This window comes from Schlesneria sphaerica (assembly GCF_044336245.1).
Classification (GTDB): domain Bacteria; phylum Planctomycetota; class Planctomycetia; order Planctomycetales; family Planctomycetaceae; genus Schlesneria; species Schlesneria sphaerica.
On record NZ_CP172346.1, the window covers coordinates 725,456 to 745,219 of the forward strand.

Genomic DNA, 19,764 nt, shown 5'->3' on the forward strand with positions numbered 1-19,764 from the left:
AGAGCGAGGGACGGACGGATTGACGTTATGCACTGGAATCAGTCTTCGGCAACCGAATCGGGCAGTCGCTGAATCTTGCCACTTCCATCGACGCAGGCCAGTGTGCTGGACGCCGAGGCCAGCAGGCGATCGCCGCAATGCAGCCGGTAGCTGTGTTCGATTTTGACAGCCGAAACATTTTCGACCTTCGTGGTCAGCGTCAGCACATCGTCGTAACGGGCTGGCGAGTGATAGCTGCACTGCAAACGGACGACGACCAGAAACAGTCCAGACTCTTCCATATCGCGGTAGCAGCCCCCCTGAGCCCTCAGCAGTTCGGTTCGCCCCTGCTCGAAGAAGTTAAAGAACTGCGAGTGGTGCAAAAACCCCATCGCGTCGGTTTCACAATAGCGAACCCGGATCTGGATTGCGTGTTCCTTCAGCATCGACTTAATCCACCTCTTATTACGCTCAGTATCCTGCAAACGACAGACAGTCAGTCGCCCATTTTAAGGGACGAGTTCGACAGTCTGCCACAAGCTGGGGTCCGATTCAAACGGGAATTCACTCCCCACCGCCAGGTTCTGATTCCCAAGTTCCGTGTCATGAATCGCGTAGTGAAATCCAATCCTGTCGTTGGCCCCGGGATCAAAACCCGAGAAAACTTCGGCAGGAAACCAGACATCCACCCAGTAGCCGGTCGACGAGACTTCTGACTGAATTCGCACAAGTGCAGCATCGGGCAGTGCTACGTCCTCTCGGGCACGTGCCACGGGTAACGCCTTGACGACCGGAAGGGTATGTTTGGGTCCACCGCCAAGGGGTAAGAGCACGAAGTGATGGCAAAAGCGGGTGGCGCGATGCACAGTCTGTGTATTGCGTGTATCGAACCACAGCCCGATTCCGTCCGGAAGTTGATTTTCACCCTGGACGAATTGAGGGCGTTCCGAACGGCCCTTCACTTCCACGCCCAGAGCCAGACCACCGTCATTCCAGGCGAGCTTAACCGTCGCGAAATCCCGACGCTGCTCAAGTTCACTCAACGACGGCAACAGACAGTCATCGGGAAGATCCAGCAGGCGACCGGACGAGCGTGGCAGATTCGCCAGCTTGCGGGCGGTGAACGACCAGCGAAACAGAAATCGGGGCGGGACGATCTGATTCAAAACGTCTCTTCCGGATGCGTGAAATTGACAGGACCTGCCGTACGTCGCCCACGGCCTTGTTCATAAATGCGGGGAATGATCATTCCGAAATTGCCAAAGCCGCAGGCGTCATTATTTGCCGCCTGCGGCCGAGGTTTCCGAATCGTACCTGCGATGTGGTCGTGGTGACCCCACCGGTGAATTAAGCGTCTGACAACGCCACCATCTCACCCGAGCGACTGACGGGGGGCCCGATAATGGCGGTGATTTCGGTCATGTCCAGGGATTCTCGTTCGACGAGCGCCTTCGTCAGGGAATCCAGCTTGTCACGATTTTCGGTCAGGATCTTGACCGCCCGCTCGTTGGCTTTCAGCAGGAACCGCTGAACTTCGGAATCAATGACACGTGCCGTCTCATCACTGTATTCACGATGTTCGCTTGCCATCTCTTTGCCCAGGAATGGATGCTCTTCACCATCCCGGAAGGCGACCGGCCCAATGACGTCACTCATCCCCCAGCGTGTCACCATTCGGCGGGCAATCTGGGTGGCTCGTTTCAGATCGTCTTCGGCCCCTGCGGAGTACTCGTTGAAGATGAGCTTCTCGGCAGCACGGCCCCCCAGCATGAACGCCAGTTGCGAGTGCAGCCGCTGTTCGCCCACGTTGTAACGATCTTCGTCTGGCATCAATTGCGTAACACCCAAGGCCCGACCACGTGGAATGACGGTGATCTTGTGAACGGGATCCACTTCGGGCAGCAGCCATGCGAGCAGTGCGTGACCGACTTCGTGGTAAGCCGTCATCTCGCGTTCTTTTGGTCCCAGAACTTCTTCTCGTTTTGGTCCCATGATAATCTTGTCGCGCGCCTGGTCGAAGTCTTCGGCAGTGACGGCATCTCGATTTGCCCGTGCGGCATTGAGCGCCGCTTCGTTCACGAGATTCTTCAGTTCGGCACCGGAAAACCCAATCGATCCAGCGGCAACGACGTCGAGTTTGACGTCATCACTCAGTGGAACTTTGCGGCTATGCACCTTGAGAATTGCCGCACGTCCCTGCTTGGTGGGACGGTCCACCGTCACGTGGCGATCGAAGCGTCCGGGGCGAAGGAGTGCGGGGTCGAGCACGTCGGGTCGGTTCGTGGCGGCGATCACAATCACCGCTTCCGTCTGCTGGAAGCCGTCCATTTCGCTGAGGATCTGATTCAGCGTCTGTTCACGCTCGTCGTGTCCGCCTCCCAGGCCTGCACCGCGGATGCGGCCGACGGCATCGATTTCGTCGACGAACAGAATGCACGGAGCACTCTCTTTTGCGGTGCGGAACATGTCACGTACGCGGCTCGCCCCCACACCGACGAACATCTGAATGAACTCAGATCCGTTGATGGCGAAGAACGGAACCCCCGCTTCCCCGGCGGTCGCTCGTGCCAGCAATGTTTTCCCCGTCCCGGGGGGGCCCATCAGCAGCACACCTTTGGGAATCTGTGCCCCCAGACGCTGGAACTTTCCAGGTGTCTTGAGGAACTCGACCACTTCCTGCAGGTCCTGCTTCGCATGTTCCATCGCAGCGACGTCGTCAAATGTCGTCTGCTGTTCGTTTGGTTTGAAGCGTTTGGCGGGACTGCGAATGAAACTACCGAGTGGCCCCGACCCAAAGGGGTCGCTGTTTTTGCGGATCATGGACCACAAAAACCAGAAGAGAAATGCAAATGGCAGAATCTGAATCAGCAGGAAAATAAAATCACGCGAACTGAACGAATCGCTGGCGGATTTGGCCTTAATTTTTACGCCATTCGCCATGAAGTGATTCTTCAGTTCATGGTCTTCAGCGACGGGCAGATTCAGCTCGAAGTCATCGGTCAGTTTGGGAATCTTGCTGTCGGGCGATTCGGGAACTTTCTTCCAGTGTCCACGGACACGGTCTCCCTGAAACTCGACCCAGTCAATGTTTTGCTTTTCGGCTTCCTTCCAGACGAACACGTAGTCGACGGATGAAGCAACGGGCTGTTTCAGACTGAAGAGGATGAATGCAATCAGCATCCCTGCGGCAAGCAGCATTCCCCACGAAGGGGAAAACATCGAGCCCCCGCCTTCACGACGTGGTTCACGCCGGGTTGAGGGGGAATCTGAACCATTATTCGATGTGTCATCGGTCATTAGTATGTCCGGGTGTAGGCGATGCGGCGATGATGAATCGTCAGATTGTAGCCAGTTTTCGGTCGTTGGCGATGGTGCGAGGGCTTATCGGATGACAGGTCGCTCGGACAAAGTCTCAACCAAGTTGGAAAACATCAATCTTTCCACCAGTATCTGACAATGCACCACAGAGCCTGGAAGCCGTCTTTCATGCCGATGTGTTTCCCTTCCTGGTACGTCCGTCCGTGATAGCTGATTGACATTTCGTACACGCGTAACCGGCGGCGTGCGATTTTTGCCGTGAGTTCGGGTTCGATCCCGAATCGGTTCTGCTTCAGCGTTGGCCAGATGTCGGCGAGCGCTTCCTTGGTGAAGACTTTGTAGCAGGTCTCCATGTCGGTCAGATTCAGATTCGTGAACGCGTTGGAGATCGTCGTCAGAACCCTGTTTCCGACCGAATGCCAGAAATAAAGGACGCGGTGTTCCTGGTCCCCCAGAAACCGGCTGCCGTAAACGACATCGGCCGCACCTTCGATGATGGGATGCAACAGGCGGGGATATTCGGCTGGATTGTATTCCAGGTCAGCGTCCTGAATCACAATTGCGTCCCCCGTCGCACGCGAGAATCCTGTACGGACAGCGGCCCCCTTACCTTTATTGACTTCATGGTAAGTGACGCTGATGGCGTTCATCGGGTCAGGGTTGTTCGCCGCTTCTTCCTCCAGCTGTTTCAGAATCTGCCGCGTATTGTCTTTGCTGCAGTCTTCGACCAGCACCAGTTCCTTCCGAATCGGCACCGCACGAACGCGGTCAATCAGCGTCCGCAGCGTTCGCTCTTCGTTGTAGATTGGGATCACAACCGAAAGCAGAAACGAATCGGGTATCGCGTAAAGACCCAACTGTCGACAAGCGGCGACTCCTAAGGTGCTCTTCAGGCCCTGATACCAGTGCTCAGAGTACGGAATTTTATTGACGTCAAATTCCTCGGGGATCATGCGGACTCCAAGACTCATGCGGTGAACAAACGTTTCCGCAAATCCACAACAGGGGAACATCGCGAAGACAGAGTCATTGTTGTACATTCTCAACGCGTTGCTGTCACCCGAGTTTGAGCACGTCACCTCGGGGGCTGCCAAGTTTTCTGTCCGGAATAAACAAAGTCGCCTGAGGCCGTCAATCCACGAACGAACGTCGTCAGTCGGGTATCCCGTTCGTTCAGAGACCTCCCTGAGTTGAGAAGCTTATGACCATCCAGACACTTGTTCTCACCGATGCCGATGCCGGAGTCCATCTCGATCACGGTGAACTGCGCCCCAATAACACAATGGACCTGCGCGGTTCACCCCACTGGTCCATCCGCTGGCGGACGCTGCGGGGAGGTGTTTCCGATGGCGTCGATGTCGTGGAACTCGATAATGGCCATCTCTCGCTGTGCATTCTGCCGACGCGCGGTATGGGAATCTGGAAGGGCCGCTTCAACGACTTGCCCCTGGAATGGAAGTCTCCCGTCGAACGGCCGGTTCATCCCAAATTCGTCAACCAGCTCGACCGGGGTGGCATCGGCTGGCTGCATGGATTCAATGAACTGCTCTGCCGCTGTGGTCTCGCGTTTCTGGGCCCCCCGGGGGACGATCGGGGTGAGAAGCTGACACTGCATGGCCGGATTGCCAATCTGCCGGCACACCGTGTGGAAGTCCGTGTCGATACCACAGGTCCCGGCTCACTGGAGCTGCGCGGGGTTGTTGACGAGTCATCCATGTTCGGCGCACGCTGGCGGCTCACAACCACCTACCGGCTGGAAGCGGGATCGAACTATTGCTCGATCACCGACGATATCACGAACCTGGGGGGGCAACCGGCTGAACTTTCGCTGCTCTACCACATCAATATCGGACGGCCCTTCCTGGAACCCTATGCTTCCTACGCAGTCCCCAGTATCGAAGTTGCACCACGCGATGCCCGGGCAGCACAGGGGATCGAGAACTACCAGATCTACGGAGCTCCCGTCGCCGGATTTCAGGAACAGGTTTATTTTCACACTCCCATTGGGGGGGGCGATGGCTGGACAACGGCCCTGCTGGCAAACGCGAGCGGTCATGCCGGTTTTGCGGTTCATTTCCAGACCCGGCAGCTTCCCACGTTCTCGGTGTGGAAAAACACAGTCGCCGAAGCCGACGGTTACGTGACGGGCCTCGAACCGGGAATCGTCTTCCCCAATTTCCGTGGTTTCGAACGCGAAAGAGGCCGATTGCCCATCGTGCAGCCGGGTCATACGTACCGGAGCGAACTCGCACTGGAAGTCGCGGATACCCTGGACTCCGTCCGGAAAATCACCGACCGGATTCACTTGCTTCAGGGGAAAACCGCCACGACCGTCCACCGACAGCCCATCGAACGGCTTTCAGCGGTACCGAAATAGAACGGAATTCCCGCCGGTCGAATTCCGGTTATTCGAGCAGCTTCAGGAGTTTTCAAGTTCGGAGCAGCCGCTACACGATGCATAATCGTCGTGTGAGTTCCTGCCGGAAAGGAATGCAGCCTCTGATGTCGTCGGCAGATTCCGGCCCCCCGAAGTGGGTCGGGAAACACGCTGCCGTGACAAACGGGGGTGCTATACGGACTTGCCTGCGCAGGTAATCCGATGCAGGATCACTCACGGGCGTTTTGAGAAAAAGACGCATGCTGTCCCACAGACCATTGTTCGACGAGTCATTGAGCTATGACGCCAGTCGCTGCTGGACTTCATCCGTCAGCCGAACCCGGAACCGAGACTGTCGCCGGAATGGTGGTCTCGCTGATTTTCTGGTTGTGCCTGCTTGTAGCGGCAATCCTTTTCGGACTGGTCTCTCTGGCTCCAAAGTATTCGGTTTATCTTCAGCTTCGCAGCAAGTTTGACGTCAACCAGCGCAAACTGGTCGCACTCGAAGCCCAGACGGAAGAACTCAGCCGTGTTGTCCACGCATTGGAGAATGACAAGGAATTCGTTGCCGAACTGACGCGGATGGAGTTCGATGCCGTCGGCCCCGGCGAAGAGGTGATTCCCGTTGACGATGAACTGCGGCTGAACGCGAACAAGATGCCGTCGACGGCCGACGATCCCGCCCCCATCCACGAATGGTACGAACCTTACGTCACCTATCTGGCCAGCAATGGAACGGTTCGAATGAGCCTGCTGGCGACGGCCGCAGTGCTTGTGATCATTTCTTTCACGCTGCTCCCCCCTGCCGGGCCAGCCACCGGAACGGAAAACAGCAGCCGGCAAGGATCTCTCTGGCATACCCTGCGGAGTCGTTACGTCCGGCAATCCTCACTCTGACCGTGACGCTATTCGCCCCGTTCTCAGCGTACGGTGGGGGTTACGAGTGTCCGCCGCACAACGCCCCAACTCCCAAGCGGGAATGTACCTCCCCCTCTACGGACTGCAGTGCGATCTCTGTTGTTTACCTCGGGCGAGTCCCGGCCCCAGTCCATTGCACCGCGAACCGCCGCGCCAACACAACGACATTGACATTTGTCGCATTCTCGCTATACTGAGCAGCAACCGTTGCAACAGCCGGGACGGGGGATCTCCTGTCAATTTGCCGCCATTCCACCCGGGTCGTACTGAGAGTTCAAAGTCGACCAAATCACTGCAATCTCTCAGCAGCGATTGAGCACCATTAAAAAACCGCCTTTACGCACCAGTAAGGCGCTGTGCGGAAGCTCTGTGCGCCTGGCGTCGCAGGATCACAAGGTTTCGATGCGTGTTGCGAGAGTACGAGCCGCGAATGCCTGGAAACTGCAAGCCATTTCAGCCCAACCAAGATGCTCATCCAAGATGCTCATCCAAGATGCTCATCCAAGATGCTCAACCAAGATGCTCAACCAAGATGCTCAACCAAGATGCTCAACCAAGATGCTCAACCAAGATGCTCAACCAAGGTGCCCAACCAAGGTGCCCAACCAAGGTGCCCAACCAAGGTGCCCAACCAAGGTGCCCAACCAAGGTGCCCAACCAAGGTGCCCAACCAAGATGCTCCTTCCAGATGGAGGAATGCCAGCCAGGAGGGCATGCGATGCGTGAGAATACCGCACGGTGCGGCGCAGATTGCACGCTCGGGCAGGTGCTGACACCCCAAGTGGAATCACCACAAGCCGTTTCGCATCAATACCATATATCCTGAATTTGGAAAGTCGACTGAGCGGGGCGTTGCCGTCTGGTTCGGGATCAAGTTCTCTAGTCCGGTTTTGCAGATTCTGCAATGATGTTACTTTCAAAACTTCCAGGCGATGTTGCCTTACCGGCAAGGCGAAGTTCGTGAAGGCTCGAATGGCCGAACCTGAGCAAGAACCAGAGAAGGGCGACAGCATGGTGCTCGCGACTGATTCGAGGGGATGCCCCCGAACTTCGCGGGAGAGGCTGAAGTTCCGTCTTCCGGTACTGCTGGTGGTGCTGGTGATGGCGGTGACCGGGTGCCGGACCACGCGTCCAGTCACAGGACTGCCAGCCAAGTATTCCCTGGAAAACGAACACCTCGTCGTTCAAAGCGACATTAAGCTGTCGCGAAATCATGAGTTACTCAAAGACCTTGATCGACTTCGGGACGAAATCCTGACGCTGCTCGATCTGCCCGAACAGAAGCAACCCGTCGTCATCTACCTGTTCGGCGACGAGGCGCGCTATGCCAACTACCTCCACACGCACTATCCGCGACTCCCACCCCGTCGGGCTTATTTCGTCGGGACCTCCCGGGAACTGGCGGTCTATACCTACTGGGGTGAAAGAATCCAGGAGGATCTGCGGCATGAGTTCACTCATGGAGTGCTCCACGCCACTCTCAAAGACGTGCCGCTCTGGCTGGATGAAGGTTTGGCCGAATATTTCGAAGTCACCTCACAGCCAGCAGGGCTGAACCGCGAATACGCCATGAACATCGCCGCCGAAATCGCCAGCGGCTGGAAGCCTAATCTCGATCGGTTAGAAACCCTTGAAGGGGTCGAACAACTCGATCGGAACGACTACCAGGAATCGTGGGCCTGGGTACACTTTATGCTCCAGCACAGCGAGGATTCTCGTGAAGTTCTCGTCAATTACCTGAAAGAATTACGAACAACATCGCAGCCGGGGGCGCTCTCGGTCCGGCTGCGAAATGCGATTCCTGTCGCAGATCGTCGATTCCTGAGCCATGCCGCCAGCCTGACCGACGGTGTCGTTCGAGTCGGACGGGTTGAACCTCAATAAGTTGAGGCTCGAAGTCGGTCGACGACGTGGTTCTTCTGCCCCAGGCCGCGACTCAGCAGTGGTGCCCCACGACGAACCGGCAATAACCAGAAAAGTGAACGGGAGTTATCGGAGTCGTTCAAGCGTCTGGCGTTTGGGATCACAAAGGTAAATCGTTCGGTCTGGAAAATCAGCCTGGATCTGTCGGACGTCAGACGACTTGCTGCGAAAGCGGCCTCGCAGGATGGGATCAGTCAGCCCAGGCGAATTCACCACATAATCGACATGCTGATTATCAGGATCGGTTTCAATCAGCACGAGGGCGGGACGTTCCTGAACGCCTCTGTCCAGCCAGCGATTGAACTCAGCATACTGCCGGCGCGGAAAGCGAATGGAAGCGATACCCGCAGCAACACGAGGAGCCGAAGAAGCAGGCAATCCGATCCAGCCAAGGGGAACGTAGACTGCAAGAATGGACACGCACAGGAACGCCTTCCACCAACTGGGCAGAAGCCAGCGTCCCATGACTGACCACTGGCGACACAGGACGTCCGTGACGGCTCCCAAGATCAGACACCACCCGAGAACACTTTCAAAGACATAGTGCCATCCCATGATGCCGACATACCAGTAGGGTATGTGAATGGCGTGCAATGAGACGATCGAGAGCCCCACGGCAACCCAGCGAAGATCCAGTCGATAGATGACGCCGCAGAAAATCAGGCTGCTGACGATCAGCGGAACAAGGTCGAACGCCCACACCCAACTGGTAACCAGTCGGTCGCGAACATTCTGTGCGGCCAGTTGCGGCGTGAGATTTTCCGCCCAGCGGTCATAGGCCTCAACCACTTTTGTCGCAGGGATCTGCCCGCCCCGTTCCACATTGTTGAACCCATAGATATGACGAGGAGTATAGATTTCGGTGTAGAGTTGATACGGCGAGGTCGTCCAGGATCCGGTGGCTCCCTTGTGATAGACGGCCATCACGCACCAGCCCATCATCAGCGGTAATCCGATCGCCAGCAATGCTCGAATTCGTCGTGAATGGGGCGAACCAGCGTTGCGGGACGAAGAAGACAGCAACCAGTACAGAAACGCAACCCCGAATGGGAGACCAAACCCCGCCGCAGTCGCAGGTCTGCAAATCATGGCAAAGCTGAGCCCACAACCGGACAAAAAAAGATCAATCGGCAATTGTGTTCGCTGCCAGCGAACAAAAGCCCAAAGGAAAAAACTCAGCGCAAGGAGTGTCGGTTGATGTGCCAGGAGCAGGTTCGAAAAAAGGGCAACACCGGGGGACAAGGCACAGGCCAGACCACTGACCAGACCGACCGGAATTCGTCCCAATTCGTAACCCGTCCAGAAGACAAACACAGACGCAAGGGAACTTGCCAGCCAGTACCCCAGGTAAGGATGATTCAGGACAAGCCAGGGAGCCAGCCAGATTCCCGTTCCCGGATAGTACCGGCTCGCCATCTGTCCTTCGTTCAGAACATGCATCTGATCGAACAACTCGGGATGAGTGGCGTGGCTGGGGACCGAGAGGCGTCCCAGTAACAGTGTTTTCGCCTGAAAGACATAACTGTATTCATCATGGTAAGCGGGAGGTAAATCGACGATCTCGCGCCCAACCAGAAAACAAGTCAGAAACGAGGTGACACCGACAGCGATGGCATACAACCAGGCCTGCAAGAGACCACGCCTCTGACCTGCGTCGACTTCCGCGTGCTCAGAGCGGGCAGGACCCCGGCGTCGTTCGATCATCCACAAGACGGGTGCGGAAGCGAAAAACAGAAACTGAAGGGTCGCGACGGCAGGGTTCCACTCCGCAACGAAGTTCAACATCCCCGCCACACAGACCAGCAAGCCAATGGCCCAGGCGAATAACTGAAGCAGGAAAGGGACTGGAATCGGCGAGAGTCGGGTGTTTGGTACCGGTATCATCACAACCAACGAGTTTGCAGTTCATGGGTCTTATGCAGGATTTCCAAGTTTGGCTGTCACGTGCAGGACATGCAAGCCGTTCGAATCCCCCTCGGCGCCCGGTCACCTTTGGTATCGGACAATGGACGTCCTTCACGGTTCCGAGGATTAGTTCGCAACATCCCTGACGAAAGATGTGCTTTCCTGCTCTTTTTCCGATTCGCCCGGCGTAATCTGCCGATGATCGATGAGAGAGTTTTTCAATGAAAGGAGAGCCAATTGACGAAGCGTGTCCATCGAGGTATCGACTGAGTTGAACGTCTGTTACGCCTTGCGGGAATGAGCCGGTCCTATCAGCTTCGAAACCCGTTTGACCGCACGACGCGGTTCAGCCGGGCCCTGACGCTGGAATACTCGCTGAACACGAATTTGATTGACGGTTACGCCTGTTTTATCGCTTGGGAGAGCCATGTCTTCATCAGCCGCTGGCAAACGAAGTTGGAAATGCCCGGAATGCGGCACGGAAGAACTTCTGTCGGTGACGCAACTCGATCCGATTGCCTGCGACGTCTGTCTCGAGAGAATGCGAGGCGGAAACTCGTCGGGATCAGGAACCCAAACGAGTGGTCCGCTGGGAATCTGGCAGTCACTTCCCGAAATCACAAAACTGGTCATTGTCGCCATCGCCTTTATCACTGGCTTTCTGTTGGGCCTGACTCTTGGCTTCCTGGCCGGGAAGTCGGTCAGTCCTCCTCCTGTTGTCAGCAGCGACAAAGGGACGGCGAGCCCCGCACTCCCCGTTCCCACTGCAAAAGAAGAAGAACGCCCGGATCCTCCCGGACCGGGATACAAGTGGGTGCGCGGACGCCAACGCAAGGATGGAACCCGTGGGCCAGGATACTGGGCCAAGGATCCCCACTACAAAGGGGAGAAAAGTTCGTCGACCAAAAAATAACACCAAGATGCCCTGACCCGAACGTGATGCCCGCTTGCCTGATCACTCGACCTTGCGCTCCTGCGGTGCTCAAGTTTCCTGCTCAGAAAGCGGAAAGAAAGCTTTGCAATTGCCCATTTCACGGGCTACGCTCCATCGGTTTTGGTCAATATGCCGTGCCCCATCAGCGGGCGGATCGCTTTTCGCATCCTTGTAGAGACGAGAATCGAAGTGATTTCGTGTATCGTAGGTTGGTTTTGTTACAAGCATCTTAACAGTTGGGGACGGAAGCTGCTGCGGTTCGTCAACCCTGGCAATAACGGGGTGTAAGGACGTCGCATTGCTGTCGGGCCGACTTCCCCTGGGCCATTCGAGTGAGGCAAAGGCTTCATTGTTTAATGACAGCCGAACGAAGATGCCGGTTTGTCCCGCAACGCTCCCTTTCGTGTAAATGAGAACAGCCTCTGAGGCTTGGTCAAACGGCTTCAGGCTCATCTATGACTGACGTGTTGACGGCAGGCCTGTGAATGGCGCCAGCATCGACCATGTGTCGATTTTACAGTTGCAATTGCCGCTCTACGCGATAGGATTTCCGGCCAGACATGGGTGTCTGTAAACACGTGTTTACAGAAGAATAGGGAAGACGGTGAGAATCCGTCGCGGTCCCGCCGCTGTATCCGGGGACGAACTCCGCAACCGCCACTGAGCCACTCGCTTGGGAAGGCGCGGTCAGTAGTAAGATCCGGTAGCCAGAAGACCTGCCCAGATGTCCGTTCGAATACCAACGAGTTCGCGGCGAACGAAAACGTTGACTCCTGGCCCCACATCCTAGGGGCATTCTACGCAATTTCCCCGCTCCGTTCCGGGTCAGAGGGTGCGCGTTGAGACAGCAGTCGTCACGCTTGCCGTGGATCTCTTGGCGATTACTTCTCGACAACGGAGAATTGTCATGACAGACCGCACGCACACAGTGCGCACGACGCCGGGTTCCTCACTCCCGGGAACCACTCACCTTACCCGCCTGACAGCCCGCAACCGAATTCGACCCGCATTCACGCTGATTGAACTGCTCGTTGTCATCGCCATCATTGCAGTGCTGATTGCGCTTCTGCTTCCAGCCGTTCAACAGGCGCGAGAAGCGGCCCGACGGACCCAATGCAAGAACAACCTCAAGCAACTCGCGTTAGCATTACATAATTATACGGAAACCTATGCAGGCGTCCTTCCGTGCTATCGCATTGATGACGCGAGATTCATTGCGAACGCAGCGGCTTACCCCAGCCTTGGCCAGGCCCGCTTCTGGTTCGGCAATGTCAACTACGACGAGCCAGACCCGCGTAAGCAACTCGACTTCACCAAAGGACCGCTCGCACCTTACACAGAAACCAGTTACGCCACATTCCAGTGCCCCGACTTTGGAGATACGCAGGTCGATTCAACACGGTTCGGCCGGATCTCGTCCGGATATGGATACAACGGTCGATACCTTGGCTACGGCACCAAGTATGATTTCTCGAACTACCCGAATTACACAGTTGGTGCGGACTTCCGGCAGTTGCGCGACGTCCAGCAGATGACTCAGACCGCTGTCTTCGCTGACACTGCTCAAATCGATTACGCCCTGAATCTTCAGGAAATCTGGCTACTGGAACCTCCCAGCCAGAACTTTCCGACGACGCACTTCCGTCATTCCGACTCGGCCAATGTGGCATTTCTCGATGGGCACGTTGAATCGCGGAGCCGTCATTTTCTGGTTCAGGTTCCTGGCACGAATTTCATGTCCGCAGCTCAAGCCAATAAGATGGACGCCAAGCGTATTGGATACATCAGCGACGGAAACCTGTCGGACCCGCTCAAGCGTGATGAGCTTTATGATCGCGAATAAGCGCGAAATGAAGACTTGTTACATAAAGCGATCACCGGCGTTCCGATCAGGAGGATTATCTTGCCAGACAAGCGGGTTTATATAGGCACAGCTCTGGTGCTGCTCGCTGGCGGAGCCATTTACTTTGCCCGGCTTTTTTCCAGTTCGTCCATCATCCCCGATGATCAACTGCAAGAATTTGTCTATGTCGATACAAAAACAGGTGAGGCATTCCTGCTGCGAGCCAGAGCTTCACCGGAGTACAATCCAGAAACTGGAGAGCCGACGCTGATCCCCGGGCTGTACTGTGACCAATGCCGTGCGTGGCGAGCTGTCGGGCCATTGGAAATGTTACAGACCAGTCAATCACGCCCGAGATGTCCGCTCCACAAGTGCCCGTTAACTCAGGATGGACCGCTGCCTGATCCGCTCGAATGATTTTCGGGCATTCACACAAAACTTCGCTCGCGAAAGTTTGCTGTCCTGCTTACACTCTATTCGCGGAAATGGAATGACCTCATTTCTTCCGCGGCGATGAACATCAATTGAAGGGTACGAGATGCAACCACGAATGAAATTTCTATTGGGACTTGTCGCGTTTACGATCGTTCTGCGAGTGGTGCCGTACGTCCTGACTTCGTACGACATCAAGACGGATTCCAATGCTTTTTTCTATCCGTGGAATTTTTCGCCCTTGATGGCCGTATGCCTCTATTCGGGGGCGTATATGAATGACCGCCGCTCCCGCTTCGGCCTGCCCCTGCTCGCACTCCTCGGAAGTGATCTGGCCATCTGGGCTGCCACAGGTCAATTTTCATGGGCGTTCCCCAGCGATCGCTGGTGTGCTTACCTGTGCAATGTCATTGCTGTCGTAATGGGCGCGGGCCTCAATCGCCAGACCGGCCTTTCTCGCGTTGCCTCGGCTGTCCGCCAGGGTGTCTTCGCCGAGGTCCTGTTCTATGTCGTAACGAACTTTGCTTACTTCTACACACAGACCACACCTCCGCACACGGCAGCCGGATTAATGGCCTGTTACGTAGCCGCTCTCCCTTATGTGAAATACTCGCTGTTGAGTACCCTCTTCTATTCAGCCGTTCTGTTCAGCCCACTGGCAGACCGAACGATGCTGGGTAGCGAGCCATCGAGGGACACTCTCGAACCGCTTCAGCCGGTGCAGTCGATCTAGTTTCATCGGCCGAACGTCAATTCCTCTTGGGTCCAGCGTCGGGATTTCGATCGCTGGACCCTGGCTTTTCATCGAACAGTTTCGTCTCTATGCCAGACTCCATCCAGTTTACAGTCACCGAAGATCTCGTTGGCAAAACGGTGCTTGCCGTTTTGCGGGCTGCTGTTCCGGGGGAGTCGTGGTCGAGGCTGCGGCAGCAACTGGCAAAATCACACGTGTCCGTCAACGGGGTTCTTTGTCTTGAAGAGGCTCGTCGACTCAAATTACACGATGTCGTCGCGCTGAGTTCTCGTCCCGTGGCGACTCCCAGACCGAGTGACGTAGAGATCCTCTTCCTGGACCCGCACGTTGTCGTCGTTGCCAAGCCTTCGGGAATGATGACGCATCGTCGTGAAGAAGAAGAACGCTGGTCCGCAGACAAGAAATCGTTACAACCCTCTCTGGAAGAAGCCGTAGCGGCCTTGCTTGGTCGGCGAATGCAGCAAGGCAGTCCCCCTGGTCGGTCACGACATCTCCGCATGCCGGCCCTTCGCGTCGTCCACCGGCTAGACCGGGATACCAGTGGCCTGCTGGTGATTGCTCGTTCAGCGGAAGCAGAGGACGGGCTGATTAATCAGTTTCGACGCCACACCGCCCATCGCATTTACTGGGCTATCGTACACGGTCACCCAATCGAGGAAACGATTGAATCGAATCTGGTTCGGGATCGGGGTGACGGGCGCCGGGGAAGCGTAAACAACCCCAAAATCGGCAAACGCGCAGTCACTCATGTTCGCCCTCTCGAAGACCTGGGGGCCTATTCACTGGTGGAATGTCAGCTTGAAACCGGGCGAACAAACCAGATCCGAATTCACCTTTCAGAGCGAGGGCATCTGGTCTGTGGTGATGTCAAGTACCGGCAGCCCTTTGCGGCCCCAATGATTGAGGACCGGAGCGGTGCACCCCGACTTGCTCTGCACGCAGCGGAACTCGGCTTTGTGCATCCCATCACGGGAGAAGAACTTTACTTCCGTCGACCGTTTCCTGATGACCTGACGGGGTTTTATGATCGCCTGAGGGCTGATTCTCAAAGGGGACGGCGGTTTGAGTGAAGTTCGATTGTAAGCCGACTTCGGTGGATGAAGTTTCGAATGTACCGAAGTCATAAAAACCGTAACATGGGGCGTATGACGAAAGCCACCTGCGTCGAAGAGTATTCAATTCAGACGACAAAACAGGTGTCGATGATCATCAACAGCATGGGATGTTTGGAAGGGGAAGGAATCCATGACGGATACGGCTCTGCTCGAGATCACTGGACTCAAGACCTACTTTCATTCAGACAGCGGTACCGTCAAAGCCGTCGATGACCTGTCGATACAAATTCGCCCCGGGCACACACTGGGTCTGGTCGGTGAGTCAGGTTCCGGCAAATCGGTAACGTCGCTCTCAATCATGCGACTGCTACCCGATGTCGGTGCGAAGATCGAAGGGGGAAAGATTGTTTTCCTCGGTAAGGATCTCGTCAAATTGCCACGCGCACAGATGCGGCACATGCGTGGTAATGAACTGAGCATGATCTTTCAGGAACCCGGGACCTCGCTAAACCCCGTCTATCGCGTCGGTGCTCAAGTCGCCGAAGCGATCCTCCTCCATGAACAAGTAACCCGTCGCGAGGCCATGGAGAGAACCCGCCGCCTGTTTTCAGAGGTTGGGATTCCCAATCCCGAACAATCGATCGAAAAATTCCCGCACGAGATGTCTGGGGGCCAGAAGCAGCGTGTCATGATCGCCATGGCACTCGCCTGCAATCCAAAGCTGCTGATTGCAGACGAGCCCACCACAGCACTTGACGTCACGATCCAGGCTCAAATTCTCGATCTGATTCGCAAGTTACGGGACGAACGGGGAATGGCAATCCTGTTCATCACTCACGACTTGGGAGTCATCTCAGAAATCGCCGATGAAGTGGCCGTGATGTACCGCGGTAAACTTGTCGAATACGACAAAGTGGAGAACATTTTCGCCAACCCGCGTCACCCCTACACAAACGGACTGCTCGCCTGCCGACCAAGACTGGACACGACGAGACGACGACTTCCGGTCGTGTCCGATTACATGGACACAGTGAGAAACGCTGACGGACAACTTGTCATCACGGAAAAACCACTGAGTCCCGCGCGACTGGTTGAAATTGAAGGGCGTGGGCGAGGGCGCCTCATTCACCCACACAGTGAATTGGCCAAGCTGCGACCATCGGACTCAGCAGACACTGCTGTTAAAATTTCAGGCAGCCAATCCGACGCGGTGACCCACGTTCCGGAAAGTGAATCGCCGCTATTAGCGGTCGAAAATCTGCAAGTCTACTATCCGATCAAAAAGGGCCTGCTCCGCCGTACTGTCGCTTATAACAAAGCCGTCGATGGTGTCAGTTTCAAGGTCTACAAGGGCCAGACCCTTGGCCTGGTGGGGGAATCCGGTTGTGGCAAGACGACCACCGGCCGTGCCATCATGCGACTGTTGACCATCAGCGGAGGGACAGTCGCGTTCAACGGAATGGACTGGACGAGCCTGAGAGGTGAAGAACTTCGTCGGCAGCGACGACGAATGCAGATTATCTTCCAGGACCCGTATAGCTCACTCAATCCGCGTTTGACCGTTGAAGCGATGATCACTGAAGCGATGAGCGTTCATCGGATCGGAAGCGGCCTTCAAGACCGTCGAGATCGGGCAGCACATTTGCTCGAAGAGGTCGGCCTTCTGCCCGAGCACTTGCACCGCTATCCCCATGAATTTTCCGGTGGTCAGCGGCAGCGACTCTGTATCGCCCGATCGCTCGCTGTGGAACCGGACTTCCTGATCTGCGACGAATCCGTGTCCGCGCTGGATGTATCGGTTCAGGCCCAGGTACTCAACCTGCTCAAGGATCTGCAGGAACGACGTGGTCTGACCTACGTCTTCATCAGCCATGACCTGAGCGTAGTGAAATTCATGTCCGACATGATGGCGGTTATGAACGCAGGAAAAATCGTTGAGTACGGCCCCTCGGACGATATCTATGCTAACCCGCAGAATGAGTACACTCGCAAACTCATTGCGGCGATTCCGGGCGTCAAAGGAGTGCGTCGCGGCGGACGAACGACCGAATCGGCCTGAGCGAGGCAGCGCGACCAACAGGTCGTTTCATCGTCAGGCTCTGCGGATGACGAGGTGGTCATCGCGATGAAGCCGTTTGCTGATATACGGAACAAGGGGAATCACAGAAAGCCCCTTCAATGATCGATCCGAGCGGTTCATCAGATCGTACGGACCGAGTCCTGCTCAAGACAATCCCGCAGAAAGGGACCGGCCGTGGGGTCCGAGCCAATTCTCCGAACGTGCAGCGTGAGAAAGGGGGCTTCTGAAACAAAAGCCCCCATCTCATTGCTCAAAACAAAGCTCGAGTGAACTTCGTATTAAATACGGTTCGTATCAATTACGGAAGGAGCGAGGCCAGGTCAGCATGCGGCCGCGCGATCACATCAGCCAGGATCAGCTTGCCACCCAATCGCTCAACCGTCTGACGCCCGACTTCAATCGCGGTCTGGACGGCTGCAACATCACCCCGGATCATGATCGTCACGTAAGCGGCACCGATCTTTTCCTTACCAGCCAGCGTCACGTTCGAGGCCTTCAACATGTCATCGGTGGCGTGCAGAGCAGCGACGAGACCTTGTGTTTCCAACAGTCCAAGTGCATTCGTAGTCGACATGGAATTCTCTCTGGGTTTGCGAATATCGTATCCACCGAGCAAAGGGCTAAACGCGGGCTTCGCGTCGGCCAAATTGTAAGTCAGCTCCAAGGGGGCAGGCAGAACAGAAAAGAAGGCAGAACTTCCCATCCGCTTTGCCAGTTCCACACCTCGGTCTGCAGCGGCTTGAACGTCGGCGATCGGTCCCACCAACTTGATGCACTGAGCCGCACCGTCGGTGCTTTCAATGCCAAGGATGCGGACGTTGGCCGCCTTCGAGCACGCATCCGCCACCATGAATGATGGCGCAAGATTGTTAATTTCGAGCAGGGCGAGGCTTAACGAAACACTCATCGATCAACCTTATGCGAAAGCCTTCGTCTGTTCTCTTCAGCGACCCAGGACTCCTGTTCTACGGGAACGGATCGTCCAAGTCTTTGCCGGGTGCGTTCAATCTAGAGTCGGCCTGAAATCACACTCAGACCCCAATAGACTGCGCATTCTGGCAAATTAGGGAAAAAACAGCAACTTTACGGACCGATTTCCACTCTTTCGGCACAGAACCGGAGGCGCACGAGCATTCCCCCGGCTCTTTAAGCCATTTCCGCGTTACTCCCATCGACAAACAGGCCGCAGTAACTGGAGATTTTTGACCAACAGTCAGCGCTCGACAGGGTTCTCTACCCGCTCATCGGCATCCGGGTATCACGCCCATGCGTGACTTTGCCAGTCGTGCGGATTGTCGGCGAGCACCTGCTGACAGGAGTAATCGTTACGTCCCCTGGCGAGTTCGAGCACGCTCGAGCGCGGCGTCAATTTCCTTTTGGATCACAGGGAGCGGATTGAGGGGAGTTAACGGGTTGTCGACTGCCGTGACACGGTTCGTTTTGGGGTCCCAGTGAACGGGACCAAATCGGGCCGGGGACGGATTATTCCTCAGCACGTGTCCCAGAGCGTCATCCTTGTTGAAGTGCCAGAATTCGTAGGGAAAATGAACCAGTCCCTCGGATTCCAGCATGGCTGTGATTTCGAGGCGATTCTTAAGTGCTTCGGGCTCAACGAAGGGAGACCGCATCGGCGTCCGTTCGCTCATCTCAAGATAATGATTGCCCCGCCAGACTTCGCTGCCATCCTCGCGTGAGAACACAGACACGTCGATGGCCGAACCTGACATGTGAGTCCCGATCTTCGGAATGTTCGCGATTAAAACAATCGCACGACGGAAGACCAGTTCAGCAGACGGAATCTCGCCACCGTTCTCCCAGATGCATTTATTCAGGATCGCGTCGAAAAGTTCTGGCTTACGTACGAGTTGGCCCTGCATCTCTAACGAACGGAAGGCATCCTCGATTTTCAGGATCCAGCCCCGATCATTCATCGCTTTACCAACGGCCATGACGACGCTAACCAGGCTCTCCCGCATGAAGAACACGCGTTCGAGGTCATCTGCAATTTTTGAGGTCGAGAACTGCATCTCGATGCCCGCTGACTTGGCCGCTTCAGGCAATGAGGCGAAGCCCTCTCCACACTCTTCAACGGGGTGTGTTAAGAGAAGCTGGACAATGTCATAGCCCCGCTCCATCTGTTCAGCCCAATACGTACGTCGGGCTGCTTCGTCTGTCTGACTCATCTTTTCTCGACCTTATCGAATAAAGGCAATATCGGGGTTCGGACCACATCAGAAACACGTCAG

16 protein-coding genes and 1 riboswitch are annotated in these 19,764 nt (G+C 55.9%); of the genes, 9 read left to right on the forward strand and 7 right to left on the reverse strand.

The genetic code is table 11. The features are described from left to right. Positions 1–38 precede the first annotated feature (38 nt). From ACGY09_RS02620 to ACGY09_RS02635, 4 genes are all read right to left on the reverse strand, one after another. Complete coding sequence (locus ACGY09_RS02620) at positions 39–425, reverse strand: acyl-CoA thioesterase (protein ID WP_397570368.1); 387 nt, start codon at positions 423–425, stop codon at positions 39–41. A 63-nt stretch (positions 426–488) separates the two neighbouring features. Then, positions 489–1,145, reverse strand: coding sequence for a hypothetical protein (locus tag ACGY09_RS02625; RefSeq protein WP_397570369.1), 657 nt, complete (start codon positions 1,143–1,145; stop codon positions 489–491). A gap of 181 nt (positions 1,146–1,326) precedes the next feature. Further along, positions 1,327–3,198: an ATP-dependent zinc metalloprotease FtsH gene (ftsH, locus tag ACGY09_RS02630; protein ID WP_397570370.1), complete on the reverse strand. Its 1,872-nt coding sequence runs from the start codon at positions 3,196–3,198 to the stop codon at positions 1,327–1,329. A 212-nt stretch (positions 3,199–3,410) separates the two neighbouring features. Further along, positions 3,411–4,250, reverse strand: a complete 840-nt coding sequence (locus ACGY09_RS02635; protein ID WP_373653776.1) for a glycosyltransferase family 2 protein — start codon at positions 4,248–4,250, stop codon at positions 3,411–3,413. A 248-nt stretch (positions 4,251–4,498) separates the two neighbouring features. Between ACGY09_RS02635 and ACGY09_RS02640 the strand changes: the two genes are divergently transcribed. From ACGY09_RS02640 to ACGY09_RS02650, 3 genes are all read left to right on the forward strand, one after another. Then, positions 4,499–5,674 carry an aldose 1-epimerase family protein gene (locus ACGY09_RS02640; protein ID WP_397570371.1) on the forward strand — a complete coding sequence of 392 codons (1,176 nt, stop codon included), beginning with the start codon at positions 4,499–4,501 and terminating at the stop codon, positions 5,672–5,674. 300 nt (positions 5,675–5,974) lie between these two features. Then, a complete protein-coding gene (locus ACGY09_RS02645) occupies positions 5,975–6,571 on the forward strand; it encodes a septum formation initiator family protein (RefSeq protein WP_373651641.1) in 597 nt (198 codons plus the stop codon). A 993-nt stretch (positions 6,572–7,564) separates the two neighbouring features. Then, positions 7,565–8,476, forward strand: coding sequence for a DUF1570 domain-containing protein (locus ACGY09_RS02650; RefSeq protein WP_373651640.1), 912 nt, complete (start codon positions 7,565–7,567; stop codon positions 8,474–8,476). Positions 8,477–8,581: 105 nt separating this feature from the next. Here ACGY09_RS02650 and ACGY09_RS02655 read toward each other — a convergent pair whose 3' ends face one another. Further along, the gene (locus tag ACGY09_RS02655; protein ID WP_397570372.1) at positions 8,582–10,399 is read right to left on the reverse strand and encodes an ArnT family glycosyltransferase; all 1,818 of its coding nucleotides are present in this window, start codon (positions 10,397–10,399) and stop codon (positions 8,582–8,584) included. A gap of 448 nt (positions 10,400–10,847) precedes the next feature. Here ACGY09_RS02655 and ACGY09_RS02660 point away from each other — a divergent pair, with 448 nt between their 5' ends. The 6 genes from ACGY09_RS02660 (at position 10,848) to ACGY09_RS02685 (ending at position 17,497) form a co-directional block, all read left to right on the forward strand. Continuing rightward, positions 10,848–11,333 carry a hypothetical protein gene (locus tag ACGY09_RS02660; RefSeq protein WP_373651638.1) on the forward strand — a complete coding sequence of 162 codons (486 nt, stop codon included), beginning with the start codon at positions 10,848–10,850 and terminating at the stop codon, positions 11,331–11,333. Between the two features lie 566 nt (positions 11,334–11,899). Beyond that, positions 11,900–12,093: riboswitch (cobalamin riboswitch) on the forward strand. Between the two features lie 168 nt (positions 12,094–12,261). Then, positions 12,262–13,197: a DUF1559 domain-containing protein gene (locus ACGY09_RS02665; protein WP_373651637.1), complete on the forward strand. Its 936-nt coding sequence runs from the start codon at positions 12,262–12,264 to the stop codon at positions 13,195–13,197. A gap of 60 nt (positions 13,198–13,257) precedes the next feature. Beyond that, a complete protein-coding gene (locus ACGY09_RS02670; protein ID WP_373651636.1) occupies positions 13,258–13,614 on the forward strand; it encodes a hypothetical protein in 357 nt (118 codons plus the stop codon). Positions 13,615–13,747: 133 nt separating this feature from the next. Continuing rightward, on the forward strand, positions 13,748–14,362 hold the full coding sequence (locus ACGY09_RS02675) for a DUF6580 family putative transport protein (RefSeq protein WP_373651635.1): 615 nt from the start codon (positions 13,748–13,750) through the stop codon (positions 14,360–14,362). 89 nt (positions 14,363–14,451) lie between these two features. Next, positions 14,452–15,453, forward strand: a complete 1,002-nt coding sequence (locus ACGY09_RS02680; RefSeq protein WP_397570373.1) for an RluA family pseudouridine synthase — start codon at positions 14,452–14,454, stop codon at positions 15,451–15,453. Positions 15,454–15,628: 175 nt separating this feature from the next. Continuing rightward, complete coding sequence (locus ACGY09_RS02685; RefSeq protein ID WP_397570374.1) at positions 15,629–17,497, forward strand: ABC transporter ATP-binding protein; 1,869 nt, start codon at positions 15,629–15,631, stop codon at positions 17,495–17,497. 319 nt (positions 17,498–17,816) lie between these two features. Here ACGY09_RS02685 and ACGY09_RS02690 read toward each other — a convergent pair whose 3' ends face one another. After that, positions 17,817–18,425 carry a BMC domain-containing protein gene (locus ACGY09_RS02690; RefSeq protein WP_397570375.1) on the reverse strand — a complete coding sequence of 203 codons (609 nt, stop codon included), beginning with the start codon at positions 18,423–18,425 and terminating at the stop codon, positions 17,817–17,819. Between the two features lie 418 nt (positions 18,426–18,843). Beyond that, positions 18,844–19,701 (reverse strand): M15 family metallopeptidase, encoded by an 858-nt coding sequence (locus tag ACGY09_RS02695; RefSeq protein ID WP_397570376.1) that lies wholly within the window; start codon positions 19,699–19,701, stop codon positions 18,844–18,846. Positions 19,702–19,764: the final 63 nt, after the last annotated feature.

What these genes read in the sequence shown, in the direction of transcription:
- ACGY09_RS02620 (WP_397570368.1), bottom strand. Translation starts at nt 425, where the DNA reads ATGCTGAAGGAACACGCAATCCAGATCCGGGTTCGCTATTGTGAAACC.
- ftsH (WP_397570370.1), bottom strand. Translation starts at nt 3,198, where the DNA reads ATGTTTTCCCCTTCGTGGGGAATGCTGCTTGCCGCAGGGATGCTGATT.
- ACGY09_RS02635 (WP_373653776.1), bottom strand. Translation starts at nt 4,250, where the DNA reads ATGATCCCCGAGGAATTTGACGTCAATAAAATTCCGTACTCTGAGCAC.
- ACGY09_RS02640 (WP_397570371.1), top strand. Translation starts at nt 4,499, where the DNA reads ATGACCATCCAGACACTTGTTCTCACCGATGCCGATGCCGGAGTCCAT.
- ACGY09_RS02645 (WP_373651641.1), top strand. Translation starts at nt 5,975, where the DNA reads ATGACGCCAGTCGCTGCTGGACTTCATCCGTCAGCCGAACCCGGAACC.
- ACGY09_RS02650 (WP_373651640.1), top strand. Translation starts at nt 7,565, where the DNA reads ATGGCCGAACCTGAGCAAGAACCAGAGAAGGGCGACAGCATGGTGCTC.
- ACGY09_RS02655 (WP_397570372.1), bottom strand. Translation starts at nt 10,399, where the DNA reads ATGATACCGGTACCAAACACCCGACTCTCGCCGATTCCAGTCCCTTTC.
- ACGY09_RS02660 (WP_373651638.1), top strand. Translation starts at nt 10,848, where the DNA reads ATGTCTTCATCAGCCGCTGGCAAACGAAGTTGGAAATGCCCGGAATGC.
- ACGY09_RS02665 (WP_373651637.1), top strand. Translation starts at nt 12,262, where the DNA reads ATGACAGACCGCACGCACACAGTGCGCACGACGCCGGGTTCCTCACTC.
- ACGY09_RS02675 (WP_373651635.1), top strand. Translation starts at nt 13,748, where the DNA reads ATGAAATTTCTATTGGGACTTGTCGCGTTTACGATCGTTCTGCGAGTG.
- ACGY09_RS02680 (WP_397570373.1), top strand. Translation starts at nt 14,452, where the DNA reads ATGCCAGACTCCATCCAGTTTACAGTCACCGAAGATCTCGTTGGCAAA.
- ACGY09_RS02685 (WP_397570374.1), top strand. Translation starts at nt 15,629, where the DNA reads ATGACGGATACGGCTCTGCTCGAGATCACTGGACTCAAGACCTACTTT.
- ACGY09_RS02690 (WP_397570375.1), bottom strand. Translation starts at nt 18,425, where the DNA reads ATGAGTGTTTCGTTAAGCCTCGCCCTGCTCGAAATTAACAATCTTGCG.
- ACGY09_RS02695 (WP_397570376.1), bottom strand. Translation starts at nt 19,701, where the DNA reads ATGAGTCAGACAGACGAAGCAGCCCGACGTACGTATTGGGCTGAACAG.